Annotated in this window: 20 protein-coding genes; 11 read left to right on the top strand and 9 right to left on the bottom strand. The window is 32.3% G+C overall.

Annotated elements, in window-relative coordinates; all coding sequences use genetic code 11:
• Window positions 1-234: 234 nt before the first annotated feature.
• Window positions 235-942: a tRNA (adenine(22)-N(1))-methyltransferase gene (locus CN514_RS13295; protein WP_098233006.1), complete on the top strand. Its 708-nt coding sequence runs from the start codon at window positions 235-237 to the stop codon at window positions 940-942.
• On the top strand, window positions 939-2,057 hold the full coding sequence (locus CN514_RS13290; RefSeq protein WP_098233005.1) for a Nif3-like dinuclear metal center hexameric protein: 1,119 nt from the start codon (window positions 939-941) through the stop codon (window positions 2,055-2,057). Before CN514_RS13295 ends, CN514_RS13290 begins: the two co-directional genes overlap by 4 nt.
• Window positions 2,058-2,116: 59 nt before the next feature.
• Here CN514_RS13290 and CN514_RS13285 read toward each other — a convergent pair whose 3' ends face one another.
• The gene (locus tag CN514_RS13285) at window positions 2,117-3,061 is read right to left on the bottom strand and encodes a 4-hydroxy-3-methylbut-2-enyl diphosphate reductase (RefSeq protein WP_098233004.1); all 945 of its coding nucleotides are present in this window, start codon (window positions 3,059-3,061) and stop codon (window positions 2,117-2,119) included.
• 81 nt (window positions 3,062-3,142) lie between these two features.
• A complete protein-coding gene (vrrA, locus tag CN514_RS13280; RefSeq protein WP_098233003.1) occupies window positions 3,143-3,931 on the bottom strand; it encodes a VrrA/YqfQ family protein in 789 nt (262 codons plus the stop codon).
• A gap of 225 nt (window positions 3,932-4,156) precedes the next feature.
• Here vrrA and CN514_RS13275 point away from each other — a divergent pair, with 225 nt between their 5' ends.
• Window positions 4,157-5,464: a DEAD/DEAH box helicase gene (locus CN514_RS13275; protein ID WP_098233002.1), complete on the top strand. Its 1,308-nt coding sequence runs from the start codon at window positions 4,157-4,159 to the stop codon at window positions 5,462-5,464.
• 122 nt (window positions 5,465-5,586) lie between these two features.
• The gene (locus CN514_RS13270; protein ID WP_098233001.1) at window positions 5,587-6,480 is read left to right on the top strand and encodes a deoxyribonuclease IV; all 894 of its coding nucleotides are present in this window, start codon (window positions 5,587-5,589) and stop codon (window positions 6,478-6,480) included.
• A 421-nt stretch (window positions 6,481-6,901) separates the two neighbouring features.
• Here the strand turns inward: CN514_RS13270 and CN514_RS13265 are convergent, their stop codons facing one another.
• From CN514_RS13265 to CN514_RS13255, 3 genes are all read right to left on the bottom strand, one after another.
• Window positions 6,902-7,201 (bottom strand): hypothetical protein, encoded by a 300-nt coding sequence (locus tag CN514_RS13265; RefSeq protein WP_098233000.1) that lies wholly within the window; start codon window positions 7,199-7,201, stop codon window positions 6,902-6,904.
• Window positions 7,202-7,319: 118 nt separating this feature from the next.
• A complete protein-coding gene (locus CN514_RS13260) occupies window positions 7,320-7,571 on the bottom strand; it encodes a DUF2624 family protein (protein ID WP_097974270.1) in 252 nt (83 codons plus the stop codon).
• 389 nt (window positions 7,572-7,960) lie between these two features.
• The gene (locus tag CN514_RS13255) at window positions 7,961-8,830 is read right to left on the bottom strand and encodes a YitT family protein (protein WP_069034159.1); all 870 of its coding nucleotides are present in this window, start codon (window positions 8,828-8,830) and stop codon (window positions 7,961-7,963) included.
• A 266-nt stretch (window positions 8,831-9,096) separates the two neighbouring features.
• On the opposite strand from CN514_RS13255, the gene CN514_RS13250 reads away from it, so the two are divergent.
• The 4 genes from CN514_RS13250 to CN514_RS13235 all read left to right on the top strand — a co-directional run bounded on the left by CN514_RS13250 (window position 9,097) and on the right by CN514_RS13235 (window position 11,432).
• Window positions 9,097-9,873, top strand: a complete 777-nt coding sequence (locus CN514_RS13250; RefSeq protein WP_097974272.1) for a metal ABC transporter ATP-binding protein — start codon at window positions 9,097-9,099, stop codon at window positions 9,871-9,873.
• Entirely contained in the window at window positions 9,870-10,706 is an 837-nt protein-coding gene (locus CN514_RS13245; protein WP_098232999.1) for a metal ABC transporter permease, read from the top strand. The genes CN514_RS13250 and CN514_RS13245 overlap by 4 nt, the downstream gene beginning before the upstream one ends.
• A 7-nt stretch (window positions 10,707-10,713) precedes the next feature.
• Window positions 10,714-11,124, top strand: coding sequence for a Fur family transcriptional regulator (locus CN514_RS13240; RefSeq protein WP_069034156.1), 411 nt, complete (start codon window positions 10,714-10,716; stop codon window positions 11,122-11,124).
• Between the two features lie 143 nt (window positions 11,125-11,267).
• Window positions 11,268-11,432: a DUF4083 family protein gene (locus CN514_RS13235; RefSeq protein WP_098232998.1), complete on the top strand. Its 165-nt coding sequence runs from the start codon at window positions 11,268-11,270 to the stop codon at window positions 11,430-11,432.
• Between the two features lie 224 nt (window positions 11,433-11,656).
• On the opposite strand, the gene CN514_RS13230 is transcribed toward CN514_RS13235, so the two are convergent.
• The 3 genes from CN514_RS13230 to CN514_RS13220 form a co-directional block, all read right to left on the bottom strand.
• The gene (locus CN514_RS13230; RefSeq protein WP_098232997.1) at window positions 11,657-12,655 is read right to left on the bottom strand and encodes an NADP-dependent oxidoreductase; all 999 of its coding nucleotides are present in this window, start codon (window positions 12,653-12,655) and stop codon (window positions 11,657-11,659) included.
• Window positions 12,656-12,695: 40 nt separating this feature from the next.
• The gene (locus CN514_RS13225; RefSeq protein WP_098232996.1) at window positions 12,696-13,031 is read right to left on the bottom strand and encodes an ArsR/SmtB family transcription factor; all 336 of its coding nucleotides are present in this window, start codon (window positions 13,029-13,031) and stop codon (window positions 12,696-12,698) included.
• Between the two features lie 212 nt (window positions 13,032-13,243).
• On the bottom strand, window positions 13,244-13,486 hold the full coding sequence (locus CN514_RS13220; RefSeq protein WP_098232995.1) for a hypothetical protein: 243 nt from the start codon (window positions 13,484-13,486) through the stop codon (window positions 13,244-13,246).
• 213 nt (window positions 13,487-13,699) lie between these two features.
• Here CN514_RS13220 and CN514_RS13215 point away from each other — a divergent pair, with 213 nt between their 5' ends.
• A complete protein-coding gene (locus CN514_RS13215; protein ID WP_176525900.1) occupies window positions 13,700-14,482 on the top strand; it encodes an SDR family NAD(P)-dependent oxidoreductase in 783 nt (260 codons plus the stop codon).
• A gap of 152 nt (window positions 14,483-14,634) precedes the next feature.
• Here the strand turns inward: CN514_RS13215 and CN514_RS13210 are convergent, their stop codons facing one another.
• A complete protein-coding gene (locus tag CN514_RS13210; protein WP_098232993.1) occupies window positions 14,635-15,066 on the bottom strand; it encodes a VOC family protein in 432 nt (143 codons plus the stop codon).
• Between the two features lie 297 nt (window positions 15,067-15,363).
• Here CN514_RS13210 and CN514_RS13205 point away from each other — a divergent pair, with 297 nt between their 5' ends.
• Window positions 15,364-15,819: a hypothetical protein gene (locus CN514_RS13205; RefSeq protein WP_098232992.1), complete on the top strand. Its 456-nt coding sequence runs from the start codon at window positions 15,364-15,366 to the stop codon at window positions 15,817-15,819.
• Window positions 15,820-16,045: 226 nt separating this feature from the next.
• The gene (locus CN514_RS13200) at window positions 16,046-17,656 is read left to right on the top strand and encodes a M20/M25/M40 family metallo-hydrolase (protein ID WP_098232991.1); all 1,611 of its coding nucleotides are present in this window, start codon (window positions 16,046-16,048) and stop codon (window positions 17,654-17,656) included.
• The last annotated feature ends 239 nt before the right edge of the window (window positions 17,657-17,895 follow it).

Raw genomic sequence — 17,895 nt, 5'->3', positions numbered from 1 at the left:
AAATTTGATTTTCAGACTGATTGAAAACGCTTGTCATTCGAGGCGCGAAGGTCGAAGAGGAGCGGAGTTACCTAAGACGGTAATGAGCACCGCAAGCGGCCGAAGCAACAAAGAAAGCGAGCGTTTGGCAAGCAGTCTGAAATGACCTCTTCGTTAAGAAGAGGTCATTTTGGTTTCTTGACTACTATAGTGTAAAATGATGTTATGAAAATAAAATGAAATGGTGATTTTGTTATGAATGAAGTAAATTTATCAAAACGTTTAAAAAGAGTATTTGATTACATACCAGAGGGCACGAAATTAGCTGATATTGGATCAGATCATGCTTATTTACCTTGTTATGCAGTTTTAAATAAAAGATGTATCTCAGCAATTGTAGGGGAAATTACTGAGGGTCCATATAATTCAGCACGATCTACGATTCTTCAAAGTGGTTTAGAAGGACTTGTAGAAGCGAGAATGGGTGACGGGCTAGAGGTTTTAGAACCGAACGAAGTAGATGTCATAACAATAGCTGGAATGGGAGGTTCTTTAATTTCTAGCATATTAGAAAAAGGTAAAGAAAAACTTCAAGGTGTTGAAACGTTAGTGTTGCAACCAAATATTGGTGCAAATCAAATTAGAAATTGGCTTGATCATGAAGGATATTCTCTTGTCGAAGAAGATATATTAGAAGAGGATGGAAAAATCTATGAAATTTTAGTAGCTTCTAAATCAAATCCAAATAGTGCATATAGTGAAAAGAAAGAAATGGAGCTATTTATAGGTCCTTACTTATTGAAAAACAAAAATGATGCATTTAAGAAGAAATGGGAGCATGAAAAAAAGAATTTTGAAAGAATCTTAACTCAACTTGAATCAGCAAAACAAACAGAGGAATCAGTTCAGAAAATGAAAGAAGTTGAACAGAAACTTGAGTGGATAAAAGAGGTGCTTTCATGAAATCGATAAATGGTTTTCAATTAGTACAGCAATTTGAAGAACTATTTCCGAAGCATTTAGCTGAGGAAGGTGATCCAAATGGTCTTCAAATAGGTACATTATCAAAACAAGTGACAAAGGTATTAATTGCATTAGATGTCACAAAAGAGGTGGTAGAAGAGGCAATTTCAATTGGTGCTAACCTAATTATTGCTCACCATCCTATTATCTATCGTCCTTTAAAAAAGATTGATACAGACAGTGAACCGGGTAAAATTGTGGAACTTTGTATTAAACATGATATAGCTGTTTTTGCAGCGCATACAAATGTTGATATTGCAGAAAACGGTGTGAGTGATTTTTTAGCTGAAGCTTTACAATTAGAAAATACGAATGTTCTCGCTCCAACTTATGTAGAAAAATTAATTAAGTTGGTTGTATATGTACCGAAAACACATGCTGAAATTGTATTAAATTCAATTTGTGATGCTGGAGCAGGTCATATTGGTCAATACAGTCATTGTAGCTTTAGTTCGAATGGAACAGGGACATTTATGCCATTAGAGGGGACAACACCATTTATTGGGCAACAGGGGCAATTAGAAGAAGTTGAAGAGGTAAAGCTCGAAACAGTTGTTCCGCAATTAAAATTAAAACAAGTGCTAAAAGTGATGCAAAAAGCTCATCCGTATGAAGAAGTAGCATATGATACATACACACTAGAAAATGAAGGCAAAACATTCGGGATTGGGAGAATCGGAAGCCTTAAAGAAGAAATTTCATTAGAAGAATTTGCGCATTATGTGAAAGAAAAATTAGATTTACAAGGTGTAAGAGTGGTAGGTAACTTAAGTGACCGAGTAAAAAAGGTTGCTATTGTAGGTGGAGACGGAAATAAGTTTGCCTATCATGCGAAAAGAAATGGTGCAGATGTTTATTTAAGTGGTGATATCTATTACCACGTAGCACAGGATTGGAAAATGCTTAATTTAAATATAGTTGATGCAGGTCACAATATTGAAAAAGTAATGAAATTAGGTGTTAAATGTCTTTTAGATGATAAATTAAAAGAAAAAAACATGGCTTGTGAAATTATCGCTTCAACGATCCACACTGATCCATTTACATTTATTTAAACGTTTTTTGCGAATTAAAAAATAGGACTTCTGGGTTAAAAATCCAGAAGTCCTATTTTTTAGTCTTTAATTCTAACTTTAGGAAGTATTTTACTTAGTTCTACTCCTGATTTTGTGTCCCAAGTGCTTTCATCGTTTGGATCATACTTCTCCAAAAATGCGATGACTTCACGAGTGATCGGTGTTGGAGTAGAAGCTCCTGACGTAACTGCCACAGTCTCAACGCCCTCTAACCATTTTAACTGAAGTTCAGTAATATCTGAAATACGAAATGCCTTTGTTCCTGCAATTTCATGCGAAACTTGTGCAAGTCTATTTGAGTTATTACTCATCGGGTCACCTACAACAATTGTTAGATCAGCTTGGCTAGCTTGATCAGCAATTGCTTCTTGACGAACTTGAGTTGCCATACAAATTTCTTTATGAACATGAGCAGTTGGGTACTTTTTAATTGCGTATTGAATTAATTCTACTACGTCCCATTGGCTCATAGTTGTTTGATTTGTAATGATAATTTTATTAGTAGGAATTTCTAAAGCATCAATATCAGATTTATTTTGAATTAGGTGAACAATCGAAGGTGCGATTCCAACTGCTCCCTCCGGTTCCGGATGTCCTTTTTTACCAATATAAATAAAGTGATAGCCTTCAGCCATTCGTTCTTTAATTAAATCATGTGTTTTCGTTACATCTGGACAAGTCGCATCAATCGTCGTTAGCCCTTTTTTAATTGCTTTTGATTTTACTTCTGGAGAAACTCCGTGAGCCGTAAAAATAACAGTACCTTTTTCAATCTTATCTAGGATATCTAATCTGCTTGGACCATCTAAAGTAATGATACCTTCTTCTTCAAATGCGTCTGTAACATGTTTATTATGAACAATCATACCAAGTATATAAATTGGTCTTGGTAATGATGGATCTTTAGCTGCATTTCTAGCAATGACCATTGCATCTACAACTCCGTAGCAATAGCCTCGTGGGGTAACTTTAATAACTTTCATGGAGTAGCCCCTCCTTTATAATATTGTTGTCATTTTTTATTATAAAGGAGGGAGATACTACTATACAAAGAAAAAGAAAATTTACATAAACAATTTTGGTTTTGGATTTACGTTTGATGCAGTTTCTTCAATATTATGAGATGGTTCTACTACTTCTGACTTAATTGGAGCTCTTTTTCTTTTTTTTGGTTTTGTTTCTTCTGCCTGCACAGCATCTATTATTCCATTTGAATCATTTTTTATACTTTTTTTAGTGTCGACCGGGTCGTCGGTATTTACTGCTTTAAATATTTTATAGATTGAAGGGAAATTTTTAATAGCAGGAACGTATTGTTGAATCATTGGCGTGACTTGTTGAGCTGCTTGAACAGCTTTTTGCATACCACCGATGACACCTGTAATTGAAGTGTCTCCTCCCATTAATCGCGAAAAAAATCCTGGACTGCCATCATCTTCTTTTTCGGGTGGTTGCCCAGTCATTGGGTATTGATTTTGTGATCCTTGTTGCTGATAATTACTACCGCCCTGCGGCTGCATCACTGGCTGGTTTTGAAAAGGAACAGGTTGTAAAATTTTATTTTGGCTTATATATTGTTGATGTGCGTTTAACTGCGGCTGATATGAAATTGGTTGTTGATAATGACCTTGTTGCCCAACAATTTGTTGGACAGGTGGATAAAACTGTTGTTGATGTTGCATATAAGGTTGCTGCGGTGATTGAGGATATGGATATCGTTGATCAAAATTTGGTCTTGCACCGTATGGATTTTGTAAATTTTGATAAGGCTGTTGATAACTATTATAAAAATTTGGACCGTTCATAGGAAAAGGCTGTTTATTTTTTTTCTTAAATTTATCAAGTAATCCCAATCTAATACCTCCTTTCAAATATACTCTTTATTACTTAGGCTATGCACATAATTTGAAATGGTTAGTATAGGACAGAATAAAAATTAAAATGCTAGTAAAGAAGAAAGAAAAATTAGAATTAGCTATATTGGGCCAATCTATTGTATAATAGATAATTGTAGCTATTTTGTACTGGGAGAAAGTTTCCTCAATACATAGAAAGTTTAAATTAAGAAGGTGAGTTATATGGCAATTTCATTTAAAAATTTTCAATTAAAACCATTTATTTTGGAAGCGATAGAGAAGAAGCACTTTACAGAACCAACAGAAATTCAACAAAAGATCATTCCTCAAGTTAAAACTGGACGTAGTGTAATCGGTCAATCGCAAACAGGGTCAGGAAAGACTCATGCATACCTATTTCCGACAATTAATACATTAGATCCATCTTTAGATCAAGTGCAATTAGTAATAACTGCTCCAACTCGTGAATTAGCGACTCAAATTTATAATGATGTTCAAGCAATCATTGAATGTTGTCCAGAAGATGAGCAATTAACTGCAAAAAACTTCGTTGGAGGAACTGACTACAAACGTACTGTTGAAAAACTAAAAAAACAGCCACATATCGTAATCGGTACTACTGGACGTATTAAAGATTTAGTAAATGATAATGTATTATTAGTTCATACTACGAAGTATTTAGTAGTGGATGAAGCGGATTTAATGTTAGATATGGGATTTATTCATGATGTGGACCAAGTTGCTTCAAAAATGCCGAAGAAACTACAAATGCTTGTTTTTTCAGCGACAATTCCTGAAAAGCTTAAACCGTTTTTGAAAAAGTATATGGAAAATCCTGAACATATTCATATTAATCCGCAACAACTTTCAGCTCAGAAAATTGAACATATTATTGTTCCAAGTCGCCATAAAGACAAAGTGAAAATGGCTAAAGATATTTTATTAAGTTTTCAGCCATATTTAGCAATTGTCTTTACAAATACGAAGAAAAAGGCTGAAGAAGTTGCGAATCAATTAGCATCTTATGGCTTAAAAGTTGGTCAAATTCACGGAGATTTAAGTCCTCGTGAACGTAAAAAAATGATGAAGCAAATTCAAGATTTAGAGTTCCAATATATTGTAGCTACTGACTTAGCTTCTCGAGGAATCGATATTGAAGGGGTAAGTCATGTAATCAATATTGAACTACCAGCAGATTTAGACTTTTACGTCCACCGTGTAGGTCGTACAGGACGTGCTAATTTCTCTGGAACTGCTATTACAATTTATGATCAAGAAGATGAACAAGCATTAGACAAACTTCAAGATCGTGGAATTACATTTGAGCATCGTGAACTAAAAAAAGGTGAATGGGTTGATTTAGGACCACGCTCTAAACGTAAGCTACGTAAAAAAACTGATCGAAATTTAGATGCAGTTGCTGGTAAAGCAATTAAAAAGCCATCTAAAGTTAAACCTGGCTATAAACGTAAACTGAATGAACAAAGAGAATCATTTAAAAATAAAGTGAAAAGAAAAACAAGTAGATAGTTTGAAAAAAGAAAGGAAGAAAATTCCTTTCTTTTTCTTTTATAAACAGGCGAACCATTTAACCATGATTGATTTTCATGTTAAAATGGTAAGTATGATTAATTAAGGTAGGAGCTGAAAGAATGTTACGAATAGGATCTCATGTTTCAATGAGCGGTAAGAAGATGTTTTTAGCCGCTAGTGAAGAAGCTGCAAGCTATGGTGCTAATACATTTATGGTATATACAGGTGCGCCTCAAAATACACGACGTAAAGCAATTGAAGATTTAAATATTGAAGCGGGGTTAAAACATATGGCTGAAAATGGAATTGCTGATATAGTAGTCCATGCACCATATATTATCAATATTGGAAATACTACAAATCCAGCTACCTATGAATTAGGTGTTGAATTTTTACAAAAAGAAATAGACCGTACAGCAGCCTTAGGAGCAAAACAAATCGTATTACATCCAGGTGCTCACGTAGGCGCTGGTGAAGATGCTGGTATCGACAGAATTATTCAAGGTTTAAATGAAGTATTAACAGCTGAAACTCCAGTACAAATTGCGCTTGAAACAATGGCTGGGAAAGGATCAGAATGTGGTAAATCATTCGAAGAAATAGCGAGAATTATGGAAGGTGTACACTACAACGATAAATTATCAGTTTGTTTTGATACATGCCATATTAATGACGCTGGTTATGATATCGTTAATGACTTTGATGGTGTCTTACAACAATTCGATCAATTAATTGGGATCGATAAAATAAAAGTACTTCATATTAACGATAGTAAAAATCCAATGGGAAGTCGCAAAGACCGACATGAGAACATTGGATTTGGGTCGATTGGATTTAAAGCATTAAACTATATTGTTCATCATCCACAACTAATGGACATCCCTAAAATTTTAGAAACACCATATGTTGGTGAAGATAAAAACAACAAGGTACCACCGTATAAATTAGAAATCGAAATGTTACGCAATCAAGAATTCAATGAAAACTTAATCCAAGAATTATTGAAAGCTTAATTCAAAGAAACCAGCTCTTTTTAAATATTGGGCTGGTTTTCTTTATTTTCTTATTGGACTGCGAATAAAATCTGGAAATTGCAATTAAAATCGGTAAAACTGCAATTGAAATTAGAGAATCGCAAATAAATTTATCAAAACTGCAATTAAATTCCTAAGAATCACAAATAATAGACCAAATTACCCATACCCCTTAAGGTATAATGTCTTAAAAATCAGATAAAAGTAGATACTTTCAAATGAAAAACTATGAAATATGCTCTTATTCTTACTTAAGCGAATAAAAAACTGTTAATTATTTTTAAATGATCAGTTACAAATAGAAAGCAATATAGAGATATACCCCCACTTGCACTAGTAATAAAAAAGGCACCCATATGTCTGTTAATTCGACATATGAGACAGCCCCATTTGATCTGCTTTATAATTCGATTTCTACAACCTTTTTTAACTTACTATCCAAATATGAAGCAATTATTTTTCCGTCTTTAATTCTTTTCACAGTGACAACATTACTAACTAATTCGTGATCATGTTCGTCTAAGTGCATTAATTTAATATAGACCACATGTGCCTTGTCACGTTCGATTAAACTACTACCGATATTAAGAGCTAAGTTATGGCTTAAATCATCCATATGAAACATGTGTTTGAATTTCACTTCGTCATCTGTTTCTTTGTCTAAATAAATTATTTCATAATGTAGCTCATGCAAATCCATATTAATCCCTCTCATTTCGTTTTAGAATAGTTAGGTGATCCTTTGTATGAGCATTATATGATTTGTGAAATGAGTAGAGTTATAAATTAAAGCTTTTTAATGAACATTTTAACCAAGCTTAAGTTAGCTTTTGAAAAATAATATCAACTTGTTGTGCAGTGGCTTTAGAGGTAACATTTGCAATTTGGGAAAGAATTTGTTTTTTATGTTCAGCGTCATAAATATTATAATTTTTCCCGTTTAATATTGCAGCCACTTTATTGGCTTGATCTGGCGTGATATACACTTGATATTGTTGGCTTAATTTTAATAAATCCTTTGGTGTTATACTATTTACTTTTTTATTTATGAGAGTTTGGATAATATTCATTCTGGACCTCCTCTTAGGTGAAATATTTCATCAATAAATTTTATGAAAGGATGTTATAAATAATGTGCATAGGACACTAATCTCAATTGATTTTTCAAAACATATGTAAAATAGTGGGAGAGAGAGCGTTAGAAAACTGTGACGGTTCTGCGTTTCATAAGGAGATTCAGAAGAAACTAAAAGACAAAAACTACATAATAATCGTGGAGTTCATTAAACGCTGTTAAAAGAAAGAATCAAATCGCATTTAACTTTCTAACTTATTCGCAGTAAATCTTATTACTGGATTACTGAGGCGTCATAAAGCGGAATTAAATGAACAACTCAATTAAACTATTAAAATAGAAAAGCTTGAATTCATGATAGAATTCAAGCTTAATTGTTTATTATTAGTGGATTGCTTTCTTCTTAAACTTTCCACCCTTAACATCTGCTATATTTCCGATTGCTACAAAGGCATTTTCATCATAGTCTTCAACAATCGATTTTAATTTTGCTTCTTCAAGTCTTGAAATGACTGTAAAGATGATTTTTTTATCTTCACCCATAAAGCCACCTTCGCCATGAAAATATGTAACTCCTCGACCTAATCGGGCATTTAATGCATCACCGATTTCTTTATCATTATCACTAATGATCCAAACGGATTTAGTATCTTGGAACCCTTCGATTGTTAAATCGATTGTTTTAAATGCTACATAATAGGCAATTAATGAATACATAGCATTATCCCATCCGAATACAAATCCTGCACTTCCGAGAATAAATACATTAAATGCCATAACAACCTCACCAATTGAAAAAGGTGATGATTTTGTTAAAAGTATTCCTATAATTTCAGTCCCATCAAGTGAGCCACCATTACGAATTACTAAGCCTACGCCAATTCCTAAACCTAATCCACCAAATAATGCTGCTAGTAAAGGGTCATTAGTTAAATGAGGAATGTCCTTAAAAAGAGAGGTAAATACTGAGAGTACAGTGATACCAAATAAAGTTGAGATAGCGAATGTTTTACCGATTTGCTTATAACCTACTATTACAAAAGGTAAGTTTAACAAGAATAGAAAAATACCGAGATTAATCGAAGTAATATGGGAGAGGATCAAAGAGATACCTACGATTCCACCATCAATGATATCAGTTGGAATAAAGAATGCTTTTAAGCAAGCTGCCATCAATGCAGCTCCTAATGTAATAAAAAACCCCCGTCTAATAATCTTAAAGTTTGAAAGCTTACGATGTGTAATTGCGTTCAAAAAACCACCTCTTTATCTATATTTATATGTTAATTGTAACATATTGTATTTTTTGTCACAAAGTGATAAGCCTTGTTTATTAAAAAAACATTAAAGATTTTATCGGTAAATTAAGGGATTTAAAGTTTTGATAAAGATGAAATGAATTCAAAAACTAATAAATATTTTGCCGAGTTTTCTTTGTTTACAAATAAGAAGTATTCTCTTATACTAAGAACTTGAAGTAAAACGTAATTATTCCTAAATAGATGAAGGTGTTTTAATAAATGAGTCAAGATATCATAAAAATTGAAGATTTGTCTTATAGCTATGAACGTCAAAAGGTATTAACAGACATTAATCTTCTAGTAAAAAAAGGAGACTTTTTAGGTTTAGTTGGTCCAAATGGTAGTGGCAAATCAACTTTACTAAAATGTATATTAGGTATCCAACAACCAGATGAAGGAAAAATTGAGATATTTGGTACAGATATTCGAAAAATGAAAAGTTGGGATAAGATTGGTTATGTATCTCAAAAAGCGAATAGTTTTAACTCTGGATTTCCAGCATCGGTTTTTGAAGTAGTATCATTAGGTCTTGTTTCTAAAATTGGATTGTTTAACGGTTTTAAAAATTCGGATAAACAAAAAGTCGCTGAAGCTTTAAAATCAGTTGGAATGTATGAATTTGCAAATCGTAATATCGGCGAACTTTCAGGAGGACAACAACAGCGTGTCTTTATAGCGCGAGCACTTGTAAGTAATCCCGAACTATTAATACTCGATGAACCAACCGTTGGGGTAGATGCTGAAAATGTAGAAAGCTTTTATCAATTACTTAGCGATTTAAATACTAAGCTTGGTATTACTTTATTATTAGTTTCTCATGACATAGGCATTATTACTGATAAAGTATCACATGTTGCATGCTTAAATAAAAGGCTACACTTCCACGGTAGTCGAGATAAGTTTAAAGATGCTACTGAGAAGGATTTGTCTCTTCTATATGGCCATTCTGTGCATGTACTATCTCACAATCACGAAAATGGAGGAGATCGAATATGATGGATTTCTTTCATTATGATTTTCTGAGAAATACATTAATCACAGGTATGATTATTGGAGTTATGGCACCATTATTAGGTGTATTTGTTGTATTTAGAAGATTATCTCTTATTTCTGATGCATTGAGTCACGTGACTTTATCAGGAGTAGCAGCAAGTCTTTTACTTGAAAAGTTTTTCTTTACATCTGGCTTTATTAGTCCTTTATTTATGGGAATGACATTTTCAGTTGCAGGAGCATTTTTAATTGAAAAACTAAGAAGTGTTTATAAACATTATCAAGAGTTAGCAATTCCAATCATTCTTTCAGGAGGAATGGGTTTAGGTGTCATTTTAATTTCATTAGCTAATGGATTTAATACAGATCTATTTAGTTATTTATTCGGTAGTGTTAGTGCTGTGTCACAAGAAGATTTAATTACTGTCATAATTATAGCTGTTTTTGTAGTAATATCTATCATAGTACTTTATAAAGAATTGTTCCTTTTATCATTTGACGAAGAATATGCAGTTGCGTCAGGTATTAATGCAAAATGGATTCATTATTTGTTTATCTTATTAGTTGCTTTAGTAGTGTCCATTTCTATGAGAGTTGTAGGTGTTTTATTAGTATCTTCTCTAATGACTTTACCAGTAGCAGCGAGCATACGAATTTCAAAGGGATTTAAGCAAACAATTATTTTTTCAATTATTTTCGGAGAGTTTTCAGTTGTTGCAGGTATTTTGCTTTCTTATAATTTAAATCTCGCGCCTGGTGGTACGATTGTGATCCTGCAAATCCTTATTCTTATTTTTACTTTAGGTCTGAAGAAATTAAGAACGAGTCAAAGGTAGTGATTAAATGAAATTAGCAGATGCATCAAAATTATTAAAAGAAAGAGGCTTCAAAAATACGCCTAAACGATATGATATGCTTGAATATATTTTTAGGCAAAATAAATATGTAACTGCAAGAGATATTCAACAAGCATTAAAAGATAAATACAAAGGGCTTAGCTTCGATACGATTTATCGTAATTTATCCACATTTATTGAGGTTGATGTAGTGGAAGTTACAGAACTAGATGGTGAAAAACGTTTTCGATCGAAGTGTTCTTCTTCAGAGCATCATCATCATTTTATTTGTTTAGATTGTGGTAATACAAAAAGTATTTATAGATGCCCTATGGACAATTTATCTGTTGATTTACCAGGTTATACAGTACAAAGTCATAAATTTGAAATTTACGGCCTTTGTCCAGAATGTAGTTGAATTCTATCCACTTTAGAGAGTACAGTTGTACTCTCTTTTATTTTAGGAATAAGTATATATTACATAATTTCCCAATTTCGTTTATACTTTAATTAGAAGTGAGATTAGTTTAATGCACTAAAAATAAGGAAGGTGTAAATGGTATGGCTATAGGAGATTTAATCTTTCAGTTGATTGAATTTTTAATACCAGTTGCTATTATTATTTTGGTTGTATTTATTTTTCGTTCTATTAGAAAAAATAGGCTTCAAATGGAGAGGGTTGAAGCAAAACTTGATAAGATAAACGCAAATTTAAAAAAAGATTAATAGGCTTTATCTTATTGAAAGGGTTTTGTTAAATCTAAATGTTGATTTTGACCAAAAAAGGTTGTCAACTTAGACAACCTTAGGAACTTTTATATTACTCATAATGAATGAGGTAGTTGCATTAGGATAATCTATATATCACTTTTTTCATAAAGACCGAACTCCTTTGAACATATTCCGAATTAGTAATTTAAATTAAACCTGGATTCTGAAAAATTTGTGATCTATCTAATTTTTAAAATTATTTTCCCCTTAGCTCTTCCTAATTCCGAGTATTCCATCGCCTTTTGAGCATCGTTAAAAGGAAAAACTTTATCAATTATGGGTTTAATTTTACCAGATTCAATATAGTTTGATAGTATGCGTAATTGATCTCCACTTGGCTTCATAAACAAAAAAGTATATTGAACATTATATTTTTTTTCAAGCATAGTTAGTTTATAGCTTGCTGCTGAAAATAACATTGTTTTAAAAAATCCAGAACCATATTCTTTAGCAAATCGAGCGTTTGGTAAACCTGAAACGGAAACAATTTTCCCACCATTTTTTAGAACTTTAAATGATTTTTCGAGTGTTTCTCCCCCAAGTGTATCAAATATCGCATCATAATTTTTAAATTTTTCTTCAAATTTTGTACTTTTGTAGTCGATAACTTCATCTGCACCGAGAGATTTAACCAAATCCATCCCTTTTGCACTTGCAGTTGTTACAACGGTAGCACCCATTAGTTTTGCGAACTGAATAGCAAAGGTACCGACACCGCCAGATCCAGCATGAATCAAAATCTTATGTCCTTTCTTTATTTGAAGAATGTCATGCAGAGCTTGATATGAGGTTAATCCAACGAGTGGGATTGATGCTGCTTCCTCAAAACTCAAATTTTTAGGTTTTAATGCTATATCCTCTTCATGAACTGCAATATATTCAGCAAACGTTCCCATTTTCTGTTTACGTGGACGCCCATAGATTTCATCTCCAATATTAAAACGAGTTACTTTTGCTCCAACCTTTACGACTACACCAGAAAAGTCATTTCCAAGGATAAGTGGCATTTTATATTTTAGTAACATTTTGACTTTTCCATCTCGTATCTTAAAATCAACAGGGTTAATACTAGCTGCATGTATTTCTGCAAGAACTTCATTTTCTCCAATGTCAGGTATCGTCATTTCAACCATACGCATCGGGACTTTACCATACCGTTCAATTACCATTGCTTTCATTTACTATCCCTCCAAATATCAGACGATTCACAACTACGTTTCAATAAAATTTTTGCAATAGCTCTTCAATGTCCTTCACAAGATCTTTTAATAAACCTAATTTTGTTCGTACATCTATAAAATAAAAATTTTTTGTTCCTTCTTTACGCATTAAAATTACACCCGCATCTCGCAAAATCTTAAGATGATGTGACACAGCAGGACGAGAAAGATGTGTTTGTTGAGTGATTTCACCTACACGTAATCCTGTTTGACAATCAGTTCCCATTAACACTAACAAGATGGATTGACGAGTTTCATCTCCAATCGCCAATAGCACTTCTTGGCAATTAATAAAATCTTCTTTGATTGTATTTAATTGGTCAAATTTGTTCATTCAATTAGTTCCTCCACAAATCAGTTTAATTGTTTAAGTTGATGAACCATTGTACCGAAAACAATATACTATTTTTGTATTCCATGCAATATTGAGAAAGTAAATCGAGACGAATCAATTTATAAAAAAACGATTTCCACATTTGGAAATCGACTTTTTTAGTTCTTTTGTAATACGCATGCGTTAGATGCATATCAATGTAAGATTGAAACTTATGGTACGAATAAAACAATAAATAACATAAGTAATACCATTCCAATGGGGAATGCAATAAACAATTGCTTCCATTTTTGAAAGTTAATAATAAATACTACAATTGATACGATTTCAAAAACCCATCTAGATAATCTTTCACTAATGTTTAATGTATCTGGTAAATACATTGCAGTTATAAATAAAAGGATTGTCCAAAATATTGAGTATTTAATAATATTTAAAGCCAATTTTAAGTTCATCGTCGCCAGTTCCTTTTTTACCTTTTATATTGATAATATCATAAAAATCTCTATTGATTTTATTGAATTAACTTGCAATACAATATATTATTGTCTTTTTTTCTTTTATAAGGTATAGTAAATATCACCATATATGTTTAAATGTTTAAACGTATAATCTTAATTTAAATTAACTGATAAATAATATAAGTGGAATAGTAGGGAGAAATAATGATGAAGTCAAATGAGACTGTATTAATTACAGGTGCATCCGGAGGAATTGGTAAAGAATTAGCTATTTTATTTGCAAAGGATGGATTCGATTTAGTTTTAGTAGCAAGATCGATTGATAATTTAATGGAAGTAAAAAATGAAATTGAATCAATGTCGAAAGTAAAGATTCATCTTTTTTCAAAGGATTTATCTAAGGAAGAGGAAATCGTTTCTTTACAAAAGGAATTAAATGCTGAAACTATTCAAGTTGATTATTTAGTGAATAATGCTGGGTTTGGATTATTTGGGGAGTTTGTAACTACAAATTTAGACGAAGAGTTAAACATGATTGATTTAAACATACGTACAGTTACACATCTTACAAAACTGTTTTTAAAAGGGATGATTGAACGAAATAAAGGTGGAGTGATGAATATTGCATCTACTGCAGCATTTCAACCTGGGCCATTAATGGCTGTTTATTATGCAACAAAGTCTTATGTTCTTTCTTTTACTGAGGCACTTGCGAATGAGATGAAAGGAACGAATGTTAACGTAACAGCTGTTTGTCCTGGTGCAACAGAAACGAATTTTGGAAAACGTGCCAATATACATGAATCAAATTTATTCCAAAGTGGAGTAGGGAATGTAAAAGATGTGGCTAAAGTAGCATATAGGGGATTTAGAGATGGAAAAACAATTGTGATTCCTGGTATGACGAATAAAATACTAGCAAATTCTGTTCGATTTATGCCAAGAAAATTAGTGACGAACGTCGTAAGGTATATCCAAAGAAGAATATAATTTATTAAAACGACTCAGACATATTTGGCCGAGTCGTTTTTTGCTGCTAAAATATGTATGAAATTCTAACTAAGAATTTTTTAGATTATGGAAGTATAGAACTAACTATGTAACAAGCAATGTGTTCAAGAATAGGGAATTAATAAATGAAATTATTGCTGCCCGGCAGGGTGTGTAAATACTTGGAAAAGTACGCCAAATTTGTCTACTACTTTACCATAACATGGGCTAAATCCAGTATCTTGTAATGGTAATTCTACTTCGCCACCTTCTGAAAGGCCTTCAAAAAATCGTTTTGAAATTTCAATTTCATTTGTGGAAATACAAATTGTTACTTGGTTTCCACTTTGGAACGGGTAACCAGGATAAGTATCTGAAAGCATTAATACTGATTCTCCGATTTGGATCGTTGCGTGCATGATTAAGTTCTTAGCATCAGACGGTATCTTTCCTTCTGAATCTTCTCCAACTTGTCCATAAGTTTGACTAAATAATACCTTTGCATCAAGTGCTTTTTCATAAAAATTGATTGCTTCTTGAGCATTTCCGTCCATGATTAAATAAGGGATTAATTCTAATGACATGTTCCACTTCACTCCTTGTTTAAAAATTAATTTTGTTAATTTGAAAGAAACTTAAATATTCTAAAACGCTTGCCTATCCATTACTATTTTCTATTCGATCCATATTTAAATTATAAAATAAAGAACATACGTTTGCAATACGAACTAATTTAAAGTTTTTCGACATAAAACGAGAACTTTTGTTCTTTTTTTGTTTGGTAATTTATCCGTTAAATAGAGGGGAATTGCCTCTATTGTTGAATAGTATGCATTAGGGCAAGATGTTTAATAAACTTATAGCCTAGGAGGCTGAGTGGTTTGCAGGAGCTCAAAAAATATAGAAGAAATGTCTTCATATTGTTGTTTGTTATATTTATTTCATTTATAGGACATTTTGCGAACTCATTGCCAATTGTTAGCAGAAGAATCTTAGAAGGGATTTTTTGGCTTTCGCTAATTAGTTGTTTTGGTATTATTACAAATGGCGTAATTAAGTTTAGTCAAAAAATCGGTAAGTTAGCATACTTCTTTGTTTTAGGTAGTTTAATTAGTGCGATTTTTGCATTTACAATCGAAACTTTAAATACAATAAAGGTTATAGCATTTTATATTTATTATATTTGTCTTTTTGCGAGCTTAATTACTGGTGTAATTGCAATTATAAAAGAAGAAAAAGGGTTAGCGAAATTATCTGGATTTATTTTAATGTTCTTATTTGGACTAATTTTTGTGTGTACTTTTATTGTGTGGAATATAAATGGTGCTCAATATTAAGCGTCAGACTGCTTGCTTAGTACTTGTAATGAGTCTGACTTTCTAGTCTATATACTGCTATTAATTTTTCCATCTAGAAATAGATGGGTTTTTATTTTTTACCGTTTTTACTATTTAAAAAAGGTATTAAGTTACATTTATAGAATAGGTGAGATATTGATCGAATTACCCATTTCCAATTAGAGATATTGAAACTTAAATTACAGAATGATTATGGGGGACAGATATGAATAAGATGTTATGGAATTCACCTGAAAACTTGAAAACATTACTTTCAGAACTAGTAAGCTGGAAAAGTATAACGCTAACAAATGGGGAACGGCAATTTCCTATTAATTTATTTAACAAGCTATCAGCTTTACAATATTTTAAAGATTCACCAAATCAACTGAAGTTACATGATTCAGATAAAGGTCGTAAATTTTTAACTGCATTGTATAAAAAGCCAGATGTTAAAGATACGATTTGTCTTATAAGTCATTTTGATACTGTAAATACAGAAGAATATGGTGAGCTTGAACATTTGTCTACAAAAACAGAGGATTTAACAAATGCTTTTCATGAACGGCTAAATGAATTATCAAAAGAAGTCCAAAGTGATTTGAATTCTGGTGAATATTTATTTGGTCGTGGATCGATGGATATGAAAATGGGACTTGCGATGCATATGAGTCTTATTGAGAAAGCTAGTATTGAAAAATGGCCAATTAATCTTTTATTATTAACTGTTCCTGATGAAGAGGTAAATTCGGCTGGAATGCGTGACGCGGTCTCAACTCTTGTAAATCTTCAGGAAGAATATGATTTGAATTTTAAATTATTTTTAAATGGTGAGCCCGTATTCTCACAAGAACCAGGAGATCCAAAGTATTATATTTACTCTGGTACAATTGGTAAAATAATGCCAGCAGCATTATTTTATGGGAAAGAAACTCATGCTGGGGAACCATTAAGTGGCATAACATCTCCATATATTGCATCTTTTTTAACTAGAAAAATGGAGTGGAATGAAGAGTTTCAAGAGATTGATTTTGGTGAGAAGACGCCATTACCTGTTACATTACAGCAGAAGGACTTGAGGTTAGAGTATTCGACTCAAACACCTTTTCGTTCATGTGCGCTATACAATGTGTTTTTAATGAAAAGAAATGCTTCTGAAGTTTTTAATTTGTTCGAAAAAGTAGCACACGAAGCTGCAGAAGAATGTAGTTTTGAATATGAAAATATTTGTAAAAAACATAATGTAAATCCAGTTGGGGAAGTAAAAGTTATCCAGTATACAGACTTGCAGCAATATGCTATCAGGAAGCTCGGCGAAGATTATGTATTGAACCTTAAAAAAGAAATTCATTCGCACAGTGAATGGGATGATCGTGAGAAGTCCTTTAGAATTGCAGACAATTTAATGATTGAATGTCAGGAGCTTGCACCAGCTATTATTATTTTATTTGCACCACCTTACTATCCAGCAATAAATTCTACTGGAGATGAGTTAGTGGAGCAGTGTATTCAATTTTCTTCTGAGCTTGCTAGTAACCAATTTAATTTACCCGTAAAACGTATTCATTATTTTAATGGAATAAGTGACTTAAGCTATGTTAATTACAGTGATTCGCTTGGCGGATGGACAGCATTCGAGTTGAACACACCTGTATGGGGAGATAGTTATACTTTACCTTTTAGTTTAATGGAAAAATTAAATGCACCAGTGTTAAATATCGGACCGTTCGGAAAAGATGCCCATAAGTTAACTGAGAGGTTACATATGAGAAATGCATTTGAAGAAGTACCTTATATAGTAGAAGAAGTGATTCAGATGATTAGTAAAATGAAATGAGAAAAATAAAACCTTCTAATATAGAAGGTTTCAGTCTGTCGACAAAGTCGACAGCTATTTTTTGCGATAAGAGTAGTAACAAGATATAGTATCTAAATCTATATTCGTCAACTAAATGTGCTAATAAAAATGTTGACAAACCCCTTTTTCAACAAGTAAAACTTTGAAAAAGGGGTTTGTCAACACTCTGAAAATAAACCTTCTAATATAGAAGGTTTATTTTCAGAGTGTTGAAATAT

It is taken from the genome of Bacillus sp. AFS001701, assembly GCF_002559405.1.
Classification (GTDB): Bacteria; Bacillota; Bacilli; order Bacillales; family Bacillaceae_G; genus Gottfriedia.
Note: the sequence above shows the minus strand (reverse complement) of the source record. Positions and strands in the feature narration are given on the sequence as shown.

Excerpts from the sequence above, each read along its gene's own strand:
- CN514_RS13290 (WP_098233005.1), top strand. The coding sequence starts at position 939 with ATGAAATCGATAAATGGTTTTCAATTAGTACAGCAATTTGAAGAACTA.
- CN514_RS13230 (WP_098232997.1), bottom strand. The coding sequence starts at position 12,655 with ATGAAAGCAATGGTAATTGAACGGTATGGTAAAGTCCCGATGCGTATG.
- CN514_RS13285 (WP_098233004.1), bottom strand. The coding sequence starts at position 3,061 with ATGAAAGTTATTAAAGTTACCCCACGAGGCTATTGCTACGGAGTTGTA.
- CN514_RS13220 (WP_098232995.1), bottom strand. The coding sequence starts at position 13,486 with ATGAACTTAAAATTGGCTTTAAATATTATTAAATACTCAATATTTTGG.
- CN514_RS13215 (WP_176525900.1), top strand. The coding sequence starts at position 13,700 with ATGAAGTCAAATGAGACTGTATTAATTACAGGTGCATCCGGAGGAATT.
- CN514_RS13235 (WP_098232998.1), top strand. The coding sequence starts at position 11,268 with ATGGCTATAGGAGATTTAATCTTTCAGTTGATTGAATTTTTAATACCA.
- CN514_RS13265 (WP_098233000.1), bottom strand. The coding sequence starts at position 7,201 with ATGGATTTGCATGAGCTACATTATGAAATAATTTATTTAGACAAAGAA.
- CN514_RS13210 (WP_098232993.1), bottom strand. The coding sequence starts at position 15,066 with ATGTCATTAGAATTAATCCCTTATTTAATCATGGACGGAAATGCTCAA.
- CN514_RS13260 (WP_097974270.1), bottom strand. The coding sequence starts at position 7,571 with ATGAATATTATCCAAACTCTCATAAATAAAAAAGTAAATAGTATAACA.
- CN514_RS13245 (WP_098232999.1), top strand. The coding sequence starts at position 9,870 with ATGATGGATTTCTTTCATTATGATTTTCTGAGAAATACATTAATCACA.
- CN514_RS13250 (WP_097974272.1), top strand. The coding sequence starts at position 9,097 with ATGAGTCAAGATATCATAAAAATTGAAGATTTGTCTTATAGCTATGAA.
- CN514_RS13200 (WP_098232991.1), top strand. The coding sequence starts at position 16,046 with ATGAATAAGATGTTATGGAATTCACCTGAAAACTTGAAAACATTACTT.
- CN514_RS13240 (WP_069034156.1), top strand. The coding sequence starts at position 10,714 with ATGAAATTAGCAGATGCATCAAAATTATTAAAAGAAAGAGGCTTCAAA.
- CN514_RS13270 (WP_098233001.1), top strand. The coding sequence starts at position 5,587 with ATGTTACGAATAGGATCTCATGTTTCAATGAGCGGTAAGAAGATGTTT.
- CN514_RS13295 (WP_098233006.1), top strand. The coding sequence starts at position 235 with ATGAATGAAGTAAATTTATCAAAACGTTTAAAAAGAGTATTTGATTAC.
- CN514_RS13275 (WP_098233002.1), top strand. The coding sequence starts at position 4,157 with ATGGCAATTTCATTTAAAAATTTTCAATTAAAACCATTTATTTTGGAA.
- CN514_RS13225 (WP_098232996.1), bottom strand. The coding sequence starts at position 13,031 with ATGAACAAATTTGACCAATTAAATACAATCAAAGAAGATTTTATTAAT.